The sequence below is a fragment of the Leucobacter chromiireducens genome, from assembly GCF_051993095.1.
In the GTDB taxonomy this organism is placed as follows: domain Bacteria; phylum Actinomycetota; class Actinomycetes; order Actinomycetales; family Microbacteriaceae; genus Leucobacter; species Leucobacter chromiireducens.
In genome coordinates, this window is the sequence record NZ_CP197024.1 from 1874988 (window position 1) to 1888624 (window position 13637).

Genomic DNA, 13637 nt, shown 5'->3' on the forward strand with positions numbered 1-13637 from the left:
TCACGACTGTGCGCGGCGCGGCTCGCCCAGAATTCGCTTTTTCGATCATTCAATGTTTAAAGTTAGGCTATCCGAACTTTCAATTTCGACACAGTGAAGGAAGTCCATGAACGCTCATCTCAGCGCCCGACGCTCTGCGCGACTCCGCGGTACGCTCGGCGCAAGCGCCGTCCTCACGGCGGCTAGCGTGCTGCTCGCCGGGTGCTCCACCTCGGCGGCGAACAGCGCGTCTGATCCGGCAGACGATCGGCCAGTAGTGCTCACCACCTTCACGGTGCTCGCGGACATCGCGGAGAACGTGGCGGGCGATCATCTTCGCGTTGCCTCCATCACCAAGGTGGGCGCTGAGATCCACGGTTACGAGCCCACGCCCGGAGACATTGCGCGCGCATCTGAGGCTGACCTGATTCTCGACAACGGGCTCGGCCTCGAGGCCTGGTTCGCCAAGTTTGTCGATCAGCTCGACGTGCCGCACGTGGTGGTCACGGAGGGCATCGAACCGCTCGAAATCACCGCAGACGCGGATGCGGGGAAGCCGAACCCGCACGCGTGGATGAGCCCACGCGTCGTGCAGCAGTACGTCGACACGATGGCCGACGCATTCGCGACGCTTGACCCGGCACACGCAGGCGATTACCGCAGCAATGCAGTCGCCTATCAGGCGGAACTGCAGGAGGTGCAAGATGAGCTCAGTGCTGAGCTTGCCACGCTCCCGGAGCAGCAGCGCGCGCTCGTCACCTGCGAAGGGGCCTTCTCCTACCTCGCGCGCGACGCGGGCCTCACCGAGCAGTACATCTGGCCGGTGAATGCCGAGCAGCAGGCGACGCCGCGTCAGATCGCTGAAGCCATCGAGTTCGTGCGGGCGAACGACGTGCCCGCCGTGTTCTGCGAGTCGACCGTTTCCGATGCACCCATGCAGCAGGTGGTCCAGGCAACGGATGCCGTCTACGGCGGCACCCTCTACGTCGACTCGCTCTCCGAGCCCGACGGCCCCGTTCCCACCTATCTCGAACTCATCCGCCATGACGCGGACACGATCACCTCAGCGCTCACCGGAGGCGCACGATGAGCACACACTCGACGGACACCCTGCCCGCGATCAGTGTACGCGATGTCACGGTCCGCTACGGCGACGTGCTCGCGCTCGACGGGGCGAGTCTCGACGTCATGCCCGGTCGGGTGACCGGCCTCATCGGCATGAATGGCTCGGGAAAGTCGACGCTCTTCAAGTCAATCATGGGGGCGGTGCGGCCAGACCGCGGCGAAGTTCTCATCGCAGGCGGCACTCCGGCAGCCGCCCGCAAGAACGGTCGCGTCGGGTACGTTCCCCAGAGCGAAGCCGTAGACTGGGCGTTCCCCGTCTCGGTGCGCGATGTGGTCATGATGGGACGCTATGGACACCTCGGCCCGGCCCGGCGTCCACGCGCGGTCGATCATGCTGCCGTTGCCGAAGCGCTTGAACGCGTCGAGCTCACCGACTTCGCCGAGCGCCAGATTGGTCAGCTCTCGGGGGGCCAAAAGAAGCGCGCGTTTGTCGCACGCGGTATCGCTCAGGGGGCGCAGATCCTGCTCCTCGATGAGCCGTTCGCCGGTGTCGACAAGCGATCAGAAGCAATGATCGTGCGCTTGCTCGGTGAGCTCGCCGCTGGCGGCAGCACGGTCCTCGTCTCCACCCACGACCTGCACGCGCTGCCCGCGCTCGCAGATGAGGCAGCCCTCCTCCAACGCCGCGTGCTCTTCCACGGCGACGTGCGCGAAGCACTCACCCCCGAACGCCTCGCGCTCACCTTCGGTCTCGGCGCACACACCCCTGACCTTGACCCCCGGAGCCTCGTATGAACCCCCTCGATTTCCTCCTCGAACCCTTGCAGTACGAGTTCATGACTCGGGCGCTCATCACTACCGTGATCGCCGCGGTGGTGTGTGCGCTACTCTCCTGCTGGCTCGTGCTCGTGGGGTGGTCACTCATGGGTGACGCGGTCTCGCATGCCGTACTTCCCGGAGTGGTACTCGCCTATGTCGTGGGCGCACCGTTCGCCACTGGTGCGCTCATCTTCGGTTTCCTCGCCGTCGCGCTCATTGGCGGAATCCGCAGCACCAGTCGGGTGAAGGAGGACGCCGCAATCGGGATCGTGTTCACAACACTCTTCGCCCTTGGACTCGTGCTGATCTCAGTCACCCCGAGCGAGACCGACCTCAACCACATCATCTTCGGCAACATTCTCGGCGTCTCATCCGCCGAACTGACGCAGATCGCCATTCTCGCTGCAGTCGCGTTCACCGTGCTCGTAGTGAAGCGCCGAGATCTGACGCTGTACGCATTCGACCCAACGCACGCGCAGGCCATCGGCCTCAACCCGCGGCTGCTCGGCGCGCTCCTTCTTGGCTTGCTCGCGCTGACCGCGGTGGTTGCGCTGCAGGTGGTTGGCGTGATCCTCGTGGTGGCGATGCTCATCATCCCTGGGGCAACCGCATACCTGCTCACCGATCGGTTTGGCCGCATGCTGCTGATCGCACCGATCCTTTCCGCAGGCTGCGCGGTCATCGGGATCTTCCTCAGCTACTGGCTCGATGCCGCCTCGGGCGGTCTCGTCGTGTTGGTGCAGGGCGCAGCGTTCACCATCGTGTACCTGCTGAGCCCGCGCCACGGGCTGCTGGGCAAACAGCTCACGCGCGCGCGGGCTCGGCGGGCGGAGCTCGCGGCTACCGCGTAATTCGTGCTCTCACCGCGGCGCCCGCGCAGACAATCACTGCCACACCACCCAGCAGCGTGGCGGCGCTCACCGCCTCGCCGAGCAGGAGGGCGGCCCATACAATGCTCAGCACCGGTTGCACGAGCTGCACTTGACTCACGCGAGCCATTGGGCCAATCGCAAGTCCCCGATACCACGCAAAGAACCCGAGGTACATGCTCACCACCGCAAGGTACGCGAACGCGAGCCACTGAGTGGGCGTCGCCGTGGGAATCCCGTTCGGGATCGACACGACGGTGCCCACCAGCATCCCAGGGAACGCGATGACGAGCGCCCACGACACGGTCTGCCATGCGCCGAGTTCGCGTGCAAGAAGCCCGCCCTCGGCGTACCCCAGGGCGGCGAGCAGTACAGCACCAAAGAGCAGGAGGTCCGCCCACCCCGGCGTGCCGAGCCCGCCAGCATGAACCGCCACAAAGGTCACCGCTGCAGCCACGCCGAGCACGGTGGCAATCCAGAAGCCACGACTCGGGCGCTCCCCCGTGCGCCACACGGTCACCACCGCCGTGGCAGCGGGGAGCAAACCGATCACCACCGCGCCGTGACTTGCCGGCACCGAGGTGAGCGCAAACGAGGTGAGGAGCGGAAAACCAAACACTACGCCGAGCGCCACAAGTGCGAGCCTGCGCCACTGCGCCCCGCGCGGAAGACACTGCCGCGTGAGTGTAAGCGCCGCAGTGGCGAGCAGCGCAGCGACCACGGCACGGGCGCAGCCCACGAAGAGCGGCGGCAGCCCGGCAACCGCCACGCGCGTGAGCGGCACAGTGAAAGAGAACGCGACCACCCCGAGCAGGCCCCAGCCGATTCCGGCGAGACCGTTGTCGCCACCCCAGCCGCCGCGTGTACTGGTCCCGCCGACACGTGCGTCGCTAGATAGCACTGTGTGCTTATTTTCGATAGCGCTACTATTGCTTTTCATGCAACAGAGTAGCACTGATCGCATCATCACCGAGCTCGAGCGTTGGATCTCAGGGGCGGCAGCCGGCGCACAGCTCCCCTCCGGTAGGGAACTCGCAACCAGGTTCGGTGCGGGCCCGGTCACCGTGCAGCGCGCGATGCATACGCTCGCCGAACGCGGGCTCATCGAGAGCAGGCCTGGCGTTGGCACGTTCGTTCGGCGCATCCGCGCACAGACGCCCGCCGACTACTCCTGGCAAACGGCTGCGCTTGCCCCCGGCCAGGCGAGCACCACCGCGCTCCCCCACGCACAGCGCTCGGTAGCGCCCGGCACAATCGAGCTGCACTCGGGCTACCCGGTGCAGGAGCTCCTCCCCGCAGGGTTGGTCCGTGCCGCAGCCGCGCGCGCGGCACGCACGCCCGACGCACTCACTCGCGCCCCCGCTGCGGGACTCCCCGCGCTGCAAGCCTGGTTTGCAGCCGAGCTGGGCACGGACCCCGAGAGCGGCACTGTGCATGCGGCGAGAGAAGTGAGTATCGTGCCGGGCAGCCAGAGCGCGCTCAGCTCGGTGTTCCGCGCACTTGTGGGCGCGGGCGGCGCGCTCGCGATCGAGTCGCCGAGCTACTGGGGAGCGCTCCTCGCGGCGCACCAGGTGAGCGTGCGCCTTATTCCGATCGCCTCCGGCCCGGCGGGGCCTGACCCAGAGGAACTTGCACGGGCGCTCCACGAATCTGGGGCACGCGCGTTCTACGCCCAGCCGAGCTTCGCAAACCCGCAGGGCGGGCAGTGGGGCGCGGAGCGGGGCCGCGTCATCCTCGACGTACTCCGCGAACACCGTGCGTTTCTCATCGAAGACGACTGGGCCAGAGACTTTGGCATCACCCCACCGACACCACCGCTCGCTCGCGCTGACCGCGACGGTCGCGTCGTCTACATTCGCTCGCTCACCAAGAGCCTCTCACCGGCGGTGCGGGTCGGCGCGGTGATTGCGCGAGGCCCCGCACGCGACCGCATCCTTGCCGACCTGGTCGCTGAGACGATGTACGTGAGCCCTCTGCTGCAGTCGATCGCTCATGATGTCGTGACGAGCTCCGGGTGGCGCACCCACCTGCGAGCGCTGCCTGAGCTCCTTCGTCACCGACGCGACGCACTGCTCGACGCGCTGGCGACTCACGCCCCCGCGGTTCACGTGGCGGCCGTCCCCCAGGGAGGGCTCAACGTGTGGGCTCAGCTACCGGCGGGCACAAACGCCCAGCGCACCGTCCGCGACTGCGAGGCACGAGGCCTGGCGGTCGCGGCGGGCGATGCGTGGTTTCCCGCAGAGCCCCCAGCGCCTCACCTGCGGCTGAACTTCGCGGGCCCCGAGCCCGAGCGGTATCCCGACGCGGCGCGAATCCTCGGCGAGGTGCTCACCGCACAGCTAGGCTGAGCGCATGACCGACCCAGCCGAGCACGACGCCGCACCTCTCGCGAAACTGCTTGCGTTTCGCGCCGATCCACAGCGCGCGGCGCCCCCGGCGCACCAGCTTCGCGAGCACGTGTTCACTGCAATCCAGAGCGGCGAGCTCGCTCCCGGCACACGTCTCCCGACCGTTCGCGCACTCGCCGACGCGACCGGGCTCGCCCCCAATACCGTTGCGAGCGCCTACCGAGCACTCGACGATGCCGGCGCCATCGAGGGGCGCGGGCGGGCAGGAACGTTTGTTTCGCTCGCGGCGCGCGGTGACGCCGAGGCGCACCGCGCCGCGTTGGAGTTCGCCGAGCGAGCCCACGTACTTGGCATCACCCTCGAGCAGGCGATCGAACTCGTGCGCGAGGCGTTCCGGGCACAGTCGGGGTCTTCGAAAACTCGTTAAGCACTTGATAGTGTTGAGGTCATGGATCCTCGCATCGATATGAAGCACGAGCTGCTACTCGAGCACGCCGCTCAGCGCTCTGCCGCGGCACGCACAATTATGGCCGTGCTGCAGACCGCGACAATGATCGATCGCGCCTGTGCCGCGCAGCTTGCGCGACACGATCTCTCAGAGGGCAGACTCTCCGTGCTGCTCGCCGTCGCGCGGCGCGGCAACGCCACACCAGCCGAGCTCGCTGAAGATCTGGATGTCACGCGCGCCGCAATCACGGGACTCTGCGACGGGCTCGTGCGGCAGGAACTCATTGCCCGCGGCCCCCATCCGAGCGACCGTCGCTCACTCACCATCACGCTCACCCCCGCGGGCGAGCGCACCCTCGATGCACTGAGCCCCGAGTACGGCGCGTGGATCGGGGAGCTCGCCGCGGGCCTCGATCAGACCGCACTCAGCGGCGCGCTCGCCACTCTCGGTGCGCTGCAGGCGCAGCTCGAGGAGCGCGAGTGATTGCCGGTGCGAGCAGCATGCGCGCGATCCCGGCGGATCACCTTGCCGCACTCGAGGCAGGAACCGCCGAGGCGCGGACGCTGAGCGAGGCGCTCGCAATCGATCACGGTGCGCTGCTCCGCGCAGCGATCCCCGCCGCCTCTGCGAAGTTGCGCGAGGCAGCAGATGCCACCCAACAGCTCGGCATCCTTCGCCGGATGCACGCCGTTGGCACGGCCCTGCACCGCTTCTTACCGCCCGCGGAGCTCTCGCTGCTCGCCGAGCACCCCTCCGACACCGTTCGCGGCTGGTGGTGTTTTGCTCTCGCCGCCGACCAGCAACGCGAGCTCCCAGAGCTACTCGCGGCGGCGGCTCCCCGAGCGGACGACCGCTGCTTCACCGTGCGCGAGTGGGTCTGGATGGCCCTGAGACCCCGCCTCACGGAAGATCTTCCGCAAGCGATATCGCTCCTCACGCAGTGGACCGGGTCCACGTCCGCGTACGTACGCCGCTTCGCGAGCGAGTCGCTTCGCCCCCGAGGCGTGTGGGCGAAGCACATCGCCGAGTTCACGAGCACGCCAGCACTCGGGGAACCGCTCCTCGAACCGCTCCGCGCCGATCCCGATCGATATGTCCAGGACTCGGTAGCAAACTGGATCAACGACGCATCGAAGACGCAGCCCGACTGGGCGCGGGCAATCATCGCGCGGTGGTTGCGGGAAAGCCCCTCTCAGGCAACCGAGCGCATCGCCCGGCGCGCGCTGCGCTCCCTCCCCTCGGAGTAGCCGCCGCGGCGAGAATGCTCCCGCCGCGATGGGGCGCTAGCCGGCCGGAAGCGCGACCTTTGGCTTCGCCCACGAGCGGCCCTGCGTATCCTTCAGGATGTCGTACTCGACGTCCACGTGCGGCTCGATCGCACTGTACTTATCGTTCGGCGCGCCGATGATCAGCTGGAAGCCGAGCCCCCGCCATGCGCCGATCGCGCGCTTCGTGAAGTGCGCGTCCGCCTTGATGAGCGCCTCATCGAGGAACACCGGCGCATAGCGCGGCCGCTCTGCGTCAGCATCGCCGAGCTGATAGCGGAGCGCGGCCCCGACGATGAACGCGATGAGCTCCTGCGACTCCCCGCCCGACTTCTCGCCGATGTGGTCGTAGAGTGCGGCGTGCGCGCGCGTCTCGGCGTGCACCTTCTCGGCGCTCACGCGCACGTGATTGCGAACGTCGATGAGGTCGGAGAAATCGGGCGCGGTGCGACGCATGCGTCCGATGAGGCGCGCCATCCGCTCGTACACGTGCGCCCGCTCGGCGTCAGTGCCCGCTGCGTCGATCAAGGCGCGCACCTCGCGAAGCTCGGCGCGGAAGCGACGTCGGGGCTCGGTCTGGTGTTCGCGCGGGGTGATCTGCAGGCGGTGGTCGTCATCGTAGAACGGCAGATCGCGCATGATGCGGTTGACCGGCTCGATACGCTCGCGGATCTCACGAAGCGCGCGACCAAGGGCCGAATCAAGGTTTGCGAGATCATTTCCGGAGAGCCGGAGGAGGCTCTCCTTCCACTCGGCCTCGAGCTCGTGCAGCCCGCTCGCCTCAAGCTCGGCGAGAATCCGCTCGAAGTCCGCCAGCGAGGCATCGGGGTCTGCGCGCAGGGTCGGGTTCGGCCACGCCTCGAGGAACGATTCGAGGGTACGCCGCAGCCCGTCGCGCTGCTCTTCGAGCGTGGCCTGTGCCACCGCCTGGTCCTCCAGCATGCGCCGTCCCGCAGAGTCGAGCGCGGCGTCGAAGCGCGCAAGTTCTGCGGCGCTGCCCGCAGCACCGCCCTCGGTGAGCTCGAAACGAGAGCGCAGGTAGTTCAGCTGCTCCGGGGCAACTCCGCGCTCCGCGTCCTCAGCCTCGTCCACCGCCTGCTGCGCTTCATCCACCTCATCGGTGATTCGGGCCCACTGCTCCGCGATGCGCTCCTGCTCACCCTTCGCACGGCCAATCTGCTCCTGCAGGCTGCCGACCTTCGCGCGCACCGCGGCAAGCTGCTGCTGCACGGCAGCAATCTCGGGGTTGCCCTCGGTCACCTCTGCGATGATGCCGGCCCAGCGCTGCTGCTCGCGCTCCACCGCTGCAACGTCGAGCTCATCCCAGTTCGCCTCGCGCACCGCGGAGTAGGCCACGAGTCGAGCCTCCAGCGCGTCGAGCGCTCCATCTGCATCGGACTCAGCGCGCGCCGCGTCGCTCAGCTCGGCCTCGATCAGCGCGAGCTCCGCATCGAGCTCGGCGATGCGGCGTTGATTCGAGAAACCCAGCACGTTTCGCCGTCCCTGACCGCCGTGCGCTCCACGGCTGCCCTGCGACAGCTGCCCCGCAATCGTGAGCGCCTGCGCGTGATCGCTGAGCTCCGAGGCTCGGTCCACGCACACGAAGTCGTACTGGCGTTCCAGCCGCTCCTGCAGCCAGCCAGTAAACGGGGTCTCGCGGTAGTCGAGTCTCCCAGGCAGGCGCCGCGGTTCGAGCCGTGCGACGAGCGGGGCACCGGTCGGCACGCCCTCGTAACGCAACCGCACCGGGGTCCGCACCGTGTCGATCGCTGCGCGGAACTGAGGCAGCGATGCCTCGTCGATCAGCACGGTCGTGGCGAAACCGCCAAGCGCCAGGTTGAACGCGTCGCGCCACGGCTCGAATTCCGTGCGCACCTCAACGAGTTCGCCGACAAACGGCAGCTCAGAGATCGGGATCCCCGCGGCCTCTGCCAGCAGCTCCCTGCTCTCGTGCAGGATCGGGGAGATCGCGTCGCTGCGATCCAGCGTCTGCTCGCGCTCCCGGCCGAGTGCGTCGCGTCGGCGGCGCAGCGCATCGGCCGCAGCGCGGGCCTCCGCGTACGCCGCGCGGGCCCCTGCCTTCGCGGAGGCATCGGCGAGCGCCGCACGAGCTCGACTCGCAAGGGCGGTGAACTCCCGCTCGGAAGCAATCTCCTCCCCCAGCACGGAGGTCGCCTCATCGAAGCGGGCGCGCTGCGACTGCACCGCGGTCATTCGACGCTCCACACGCCCGAGCTCACGCTCGGCGGTTTCAAGGCGATCGCCGCCTGATGCCCGGAGCACCTCGGCGAGCGCACCGCGCTCGGCTTCCGCCGCGTCAGCGAGAGCGTGCTGCGCACGCACCTCAGCGTCGGCGTCACGCTTGCGCTGCTGCAGTTCGCTTTCCACGCCGCGCAGCAGTTCGAGGCGCCGGCTCGTGCGCCACAGCGCCGCGATGGACGCGGGGTCGGTGAAGCGGCCCACCTCGTCGATGAGACGCAGCCGCTCGGCGGCGTCCTCGATGCGCCCTCTCATGTCGCGAATCGGGCGGAGCACGCGCACCTGCTTCTGCGCGGTAACCATGCGCGTTCGCGTGCTCTCCAGCTCATCAAAGTGGCTCACCACCGCGTCAGCGATGGCGAGCGTCTCGGGTTCCTCGAGCACCATGCGCTTGTACAGTTCGTCCACGGTGGTGATCTGTTGACCCGCCTGAATGCGCGCGAGCAGGCTCATCGCTTTCGCGCCTGCACCCGCCGCCCCGATACCCAACACGGAGTGGATGCGGGCAGAGAACTCGCGATCCGTCGCAATCGATTCGAGCCCTGCCGCGCGCACCGCCGCGTCGGAGAGCCGCTGCGTCGCCGCACGCTCAAGCGCGGCGAGGTCGAACGGCCCATCAACGACGGCGCGCACCTTCACGGTGTCTTCGAGCACCCTCGCAGCGGCCGGGATGTACCAGGCGCGCACGGCGGTGAAACGCGAGCCGTCATGGTCGAGCCAGGTCATCGCGATGGCGGTCCACGTGTCACTGCCGTCCCCGCGCAGCACACGCACCTGCGTGCCCTCTTCCGTGCGCGACTCGTCGATCTTGCCCCGCCCGTAGGAGAGCACGTTGCGCTGCTCCTCGCCGCGCGGTCGTCCGGCGACGCCGCCGTTCGACGCCCCGTTGAAGGGGGTCGTGTGGGGCATCATGAGCGCGATGTAGGCGTCCATGAGCGTCGACTTTCCGGATCCTGAGCCACCGCACAAGAGCGTCGCCGTGGGCGAGAAACGCACTCGGTGCGCACCGTCGTAGCCGCCCCAGTTGACCAACTGAAGTTCGTCTGCGGCCCACTGCTGGCCGCGCGACTCGGCCGGGATGAGCCCGAAGAGGGTATCGAGCATGGTCACAGCGCAGCGTCTCCTTGTTCGGGTGCGTCGGTGGTCCCGGCAGAAGGGGGCAATCCGGCCGCCGCATTTTGGGCGCGCAGCCACTCCGCCAGCTCGCGCAGGCGCGGGGCGCTCAGCACGATTTCGATGAGCGGGCTGATGCGGAAGCGTCCTTCCGACTCCTCTTCGATGATGCCCTCGTGGCGCAGTCGCCCGAGCGCGGTGCGAATGGCCTTCTGACGTCGCGCCACGTCGCCGTCCGCCGCAGTGAAGTAGCTGAGCACGGTCTGCTCCACCTCTTCGACATCCACGCGAACGGCGGGCTCCCCCGCGGTTGACTCGCGCTGATAGACGGTGCGCAGGTATACGAGCACGAGCGTCTCGGCACGCGTGTAGGCCTCGTCGCGGAGCAGGATCGGGGCGTCGAGTTCATCCGAACGGATCTGCTGCTTGTAGGCGACCCCGCGCGCCGGGTCGACCACGAGGCGCACGAAGAGATCGTGCAGGCGGGACTCGATCACCTGCTGGTGCTCGAGGAGCACTTTCCACTCATCCGGGTTGCGCTCGGCGAGCAGGAAACGACGCTGGAGGAGCCGCACCAGCACGCGCCGCACGTCAAGGTCGAGCACGCCGCGGTCGCCGGGGAAGCTCTCGTCGGGGTCCCGCTCCATCGACACCGCGGCGAGGAAGGCATCATCGGGATCGCGGAGCTCCACGTTCGGCTCGGCTATAGGGGTGTCGCTCATGCGGTCTGGTCTTTCTGAGTGCTGGCGGTCACGGCGCCGAAGGCGAAGGAGCGGACGCTGCCGTCTGGGCGCAGCGCCTCGACGACGGACACGTCTTCCGTTTCCGACATCCCGTTCCGGTGCGCGATTTCGAGGAGGCCGAGGAGATCGACGGGGCGCCGGGTATCAGCGTCAGTGCCCGCGAATGCGGCGGCGAGGTCAAAGGTGTCAGTGCCCAGCCCGGCCACGTACGCCTCGAGCTCGGTGTAGCGTGGGCCGCCCCAAGCGCGCGTGTCCGCATCAACAAACTCAACGCCGGCCTCGTCGGCGCGGAGCGGCTCGGGACCCTGCGGCGGGCGCGGATCGCTGAGCGACTGCCTGAGGTGCCCGATCTGCGCTGCGGGGAGGCTGCGCAACGGCTCGGCGCGGTCGGCAGGGCGGGAGTGCTGCATCCAGCTCTGCAGGCCGGACATGACGCCGCGCAGCAGCTCGTCTACTTCACGATCTCGAGCCGGATCATGGGTGCGCACCTGCGCGGTGATCACGTGTGAGGCGCGCCGCTGCGCGGTGAGCACTTCCTGCACGCCCTGCTCCACGCGGCTAGCGATGGCGCGCAGCTCGCTCCGCTGATCCTGCGCCAGGAGTCCCGCGAACGGCTGCGCAAGCACACCCGTGAGCTGATCCGTCAGCTGGTCGATGTGCTCGGCATCGCCAATCAGGGTGAGCGCACCGGAGAATGCACGCCCCTCGGGTGTGGCCTGCATGACGTGCTGCCCGCGCCGCAGGTACTCGCGGAGCACCTCACCAGCGGGCCGCACATCGCGGCGCAACTCGGCAACAACGTCGCGCTGCATTGCGTTGATCGACTCGGCGACACGCGCGAAGTCGGCGGGCAACTCACGCGAGAGGTGCAGTACGTTCTCGGCTTCCTCCAGGAGCAGCTCGTCGTCCACCGGGTCAATCTCGCCCGCGCGGAGCCGCGCCATCTCCGCATCGATCGCGTTCCGCTCCGCCTGCAGTGCAGCGAGCCGCTGCTCGGGATCGGTCTCCGCGCTCTGCACGAGCTGGTCGACCGAGTCAAGCAGCGTGCGCACTCGCGAGCGCGACACCCGGGCACGGCCAGCGCCTGCGCGGCCAACGATCTCCAGTGCGCCGACGGCCTGCGCCGAGAGTCGGTACACCTCGGCTCCGTCTTCAATCTGCGGCACGAGCCAGCCGACCCGTACCCAGTAGCGGCAGATCTCGCGGCCGTTCCCGGCGGGCAGCCGCCGCTCCCCCTCGTCAAGGCCCGCGGCGCGCAGTTCATCCACGGCGTCGCTCACTTCGACGTGGGCGTCAGAGATCGCAACCGTGGGGCGCTCCGCGGTGAAGATCTGTGAGAGGGAGGACACCACGAACGGCGCGTAGCGCCCGTGCAGCAGTTCGAGCATCGGGTTCTGGAATGCCGCCGCCGCCTGGCGGTAGCTCGCCGTAGCCCGTGAGTGTGTCATATCCCTTCAGGATACCGCGCACAGCCTCATGCTCGCGCGCCGGGCACTCAGGCAGTCAGTTGCTCAGTCGCTCAGTCGCTCAGGCAGGCCAGCCGATCACCAGCCGCGCGGCCTCCCTCGGGACCGTGGGATCGACCCCGGTGAGCGCGCGGAACTCGGAAAGATGCTTGGAGACTGTGTTTCGATGCGAAAACAGGCGCTCTGAGGTCAGCCCGATGCTGCCCGTCGACAGGAAATCCCCCACGGTCTCGAGGAGGCGGGTCCGCTTCGCCGGGGTGCACGTGGCGAGCGCTGAGCGCACATCAGCGACGATCTCGGTGCCCTCAGCTTGGAGCGCCCGCGCGACGTAGCGTGCCCACCCCCGGCCCCACGTCATGGCTCCCGCTTCGCCCGGCTCCGCGCACAGCGCAAGTTCGCGGGCGATTCCCGCGGAGTGTCGGAGTGCGCGTGGCCCCTCCGGCTCGCGCACCAGACCCACCCGCAGCTCTGCGATCGCTCGTTCCCGCAGCGCGGCCCCCGCAATATCGTCGCGCACTACTGCGATGAGCGCCCCGTTCAGATGATGGGTGTGTGCGATACCGCCGCTGCGGCGCAGTTCCGCAAGCGCGGCATGCAGGGCCGGGATCTCGGCGTCGAGCGCCGCGAGGATGGTGAGCCCCTCCCCCGGCGCGAAGCCGAGTTGCACCGAGAGTGCCGCGAGTCGCTCGTGGGTGGGTGGCGGATCTTGGAAGAGCGCAGCGATCGCGTCGCGATGCCCAGCGGAAGCCTCGTCCGCGATGCGCCGCGTTTCCCCGAGGTAGGCCCGCTGCACCTGCGCGACCCACGCATCGACGATGCGCAGCACCGCACCCGTGTGTTGCACAATGAGCGGGGCGTCGGCGGGCTCCGAGAGGGCGACGAGTTGCTCCCAGAGCACCGTGAAGTCAAGGCGGACGGCACTCATGAGGGCGCTCAGCGGTACCTCGGCTCGGGCGCGGGAGGCGCCGATCTCATCAGCCACCGTGATCGCTTCCCCGAGCTCACCGTCCTTCAGGCCCGCGATGATGCCTACGAAGGAGAGCTCTGCCGTACGTCGAATTTCGCTCCTGGGGATGGGCGAGGCTTCATAGCCGGGCACCGCGCCAACGAGCGGCAGCAGCGCATTGGTGAGCTGAGCGGGATCGAGCTGCGCGATGAGGTGCTGCCAGCGTGCGGCATCGCCGTGCCGCGTTTCCGCGCCGAATGACTGATCAACCATGACCCGAGTGTAAGTGCACTCGCACGCTTTTTAAGAGAAAACCG

At 68.3% G+C, this 13637-nt stretch carries 12 protein-coding genes; 7 read left to right on the forward strand and 5 right to left on the reverse strand.

All coding sequences use genetic code 11. The annotated features are described in order from the left end of the window. Positions 1 to 106 precede the first annotated feature (106 nt). From ACR81A_RS08460 to ACR81A_RS08470, 3 genes are read left to right on the forward strand one after another with little or no spacing between them, the layout of a single operon-like run. Positions 107 to 1069: a metal ABC transporter substrate-binding protein gene (locus ACR81A_RS08460; RefSeq protein WP_440311583.1), complete on the forward strand. Its 963-nt coding sequence runs from the start codon at positions 107 to 109 to the stop codon at positions 1067 to 1069. After that, positions 1066 to 1839 carry a metal ABC transporter ATP-binding protein gene (locus tag ACR81A_RS08465; RefSeq protein ID WP_440311584.1) on the forward strand — a complete coding sequence of 258 codons (774 nt, stop codon included), beginning with the start codon at positions 1066 to 1068 and terminating at the stop codon, positions 1837 to 1839. Before ACR81A_RS08460 ends, ACR81A_RS08465 begins: the two co-directional genes overlap by 4 nt. Then, a complete protein-coding gene (locus ACR81A_RS08470; protein ID WP_440311585.1) occupies positions 1836 to 2714 on the forward strand; it encodes a metal ABC transporter permease in 879 nt (292 codons plus the stop codon). Before ACR81A_RS08465 ends, ACR81A_RS08470 begins: the two co-directional genes overlap by 4 nt. Here the strand turns inward: ACR81A_RS08470 and ACR81A_RS08475 are convergent. After that, positions 2704 to 3558 carry a DMT family transporter gene (locus ACR81A_RS08475; protein ID WP_337248997.1) on the reverse strand — a complete coding sequence of 285 codons (855 nt, stop codon included), beginning with the start codon at positions 3556 to 3558 and terminating at the stop codon, positions 2704 to 2706. The genes ACR81A_RS08470 and ACR81A_RS08475 overlap by 11 nt on opposite strands. Before the next feature lie 112 nt (positions 3559 to 3670). On the opposite strand from ACR81A_RS08475, the gene ACR81A_RS08480 reads away from it, so the two are divergent. The 4 genes from ACR81A_RS08480 to ACR81A_RS08495 are packed head-to-tail and all read left to right on the forward strand — an operon-like array spanning position 3671 to position 6775. Next, positions 3671 to 5080 carry an aminotransferase-like domain-containing protein gene (locus ACR81A_RS08480; RefSeq protein WP_202382859.1) on the forward strand — a complete coding sequence of 470 codons (1410 nt, stop codon included), beginning with the start codon at positions 3671 to 3673 and terminating at the stop codon, positions 5078 to 5080. A gap of 4 nt (positions 5081 to 5084) precedes the next feature. Then, positions 5085 to 5507, forward strand: a complete 423-nt coding sequence (locus tag ACR81A_RS08485; RefSeq protein ID WP_202382860.1) for a GntR family transcriptional regulator — start codon at positions 5085 to 5087, stop codon at positions 5505 to 5507. A gap of 21 nt (positions 5508 to 5528) precedes the next feature. Then, positions 5529 to 6011 (forward strand): MarR family winged helix-turn-helix transcriptional regulator, encoded by a 483-nt coding sequence (locus ACR81A_RS08490; RefSeq protein ID WP_202382861.1) that lies wholly within the window; start codon positions 5529 to 5531, stop codon positions 6009 to 6011. Further along, the gene (locus ACR81A_RS08495) at positions 6008 to 6775 is read left to right on the forward strand and encodes a HEAT repeat domain-containing protein (RefSeq protein WP_337248986.1); all 768 of its coding nucleotides are present in this window, start codon (positions 6008 to 6010) and stop codon (positions 6773 to 6775) included. The genes ACR81A_RS08490 and ACR81A_RS08495 overlap by 4 nt, the downstream gene beginning before the upstream one ends. A gap of 36 nt (positions 6776 to 6811) precedes the next feature. On the opposite strand, the gene ACR81A_RS08500 is transcribed toward ACR81A_RS08495, so the two are convergent. From ACR81A_RS08500 to ACR81A_RS08515, 4 genes are all read right to left on the reverse strand, one after another. Next, on the reverse strand, positions 6812 to 10162 hold the full coding sequence (locus ACR81A_RS08500; RefSeq protein ID WP_440311586.1) for an ATP-binding protein: 3351 nt from the start codon (positions 10160 to 10162) through the stop codon (positions 6812 to 6814). Then, positions 10159 to 10887, reverse strand: coding sequence for a DUF4194 domain-containing protein (locus ACR81A_RS08505; RefSeq protein ID WP_440311587.1), 729 nt, complete (start codon positions 10885 to 10887; stop codon positions 10159 to 10161). Before ACR81A_RS08505 ends, ACR81A_RS08500 begins: the two co-directional genes overlap by 4 nt. Then, a complete protein-coding gene (locus tag ACR81A_RS08510; RefSeq protein WP_440311588.1) occupies positions 10884 to 12356 on the reverse strand; it encodes a DUF3375 domain-containing protein in 1473 nt (490 codons plus the stop codon). Before ACR81A_RS08510 ends, ACR81A_RS08505 begins: the two co-directional genes overlap by 4 nt. A gap of 79 nt (positions 12357 to 12435) precedes the next feature. After that, positions 12436 to 13593: a helix-turn-helix domain-containing protein gene (locus ACR81A_RS08515; protein WP_440311589.1), complete on the reverse strand. Its 1158-nt coding sequence runs from the start codon at positions 13591 to 13593 to the stop codon at positions 12436 to 12438. Positions 13594 to 13637 lie beyond the last annotated feature (44 nt).

Bases quoted from the DNA above. Each gene is read 5' to 3' on its own strand.
- ACR81A_RS08480 (WP_202382859.1), top strand. From the start codon at position 3,671: ATGCAACAGAGTAGCACTGATCGCATCATCACCGAGCTCGAGCGTTGG.
- ACR81A_RS08515 (WP_440311589.1), bottom strand. From the start codon at position 13,593: ATGGTTGATCAGTCATTCGGCGCGGAAACGCGGCACGGCGATGCCGCA.
- ACR81A_RS08470 (WP_440311585.1), top strand. From the start codon at position 1,836: ATGAACCCCCTCGATTTCCTCCTCGAACCCTTGCAGTACGAGTTCATG.
- ACR81A_RS08465 (WP_440311584.1), top strand. From the start codon at position 1,066: ATGAGCACACACTCGACGGACACCCTGCCCGCGATCAGTGTACGCGAT.
- ACR81A_RS08510 (WP_440311588.1), bottom strand. From the start codon at position 12,356: ATGACACACTCACGGGCTACGGCGAGCTACCGCCAGGCGGCGGCGGCA.
- ACR81A_RS08505 (WP_440311587.1), bottom strand. From the start codon at position 10,887: ATGAGCGACACCCCTATAGCCGAGCCGAACGTGGAGCTCCGCGATCCC.
- ACR81A_RS08485 (WP_202382860.1), top strand. From the start codon at position 5,085: ATGACCGACCCAGCCGAGCACGACGCCGCACCTCTCGCGAAACTGCTT.
- ACR81A_RS08490 (WP_202382861.1), top strand. From the start codon at position 5,529: ATGGATCCTCGCATCGATATGAAGCACGAGCTGCTACTCGAGCACGCC.
- ACR81A_RS08460 (WP_440311583.1), top strand. From the start codon at position 107: ATGAACGCTCATCTCAGCGCCCGACGCTCTGCGCGACTCCGCGGTACG.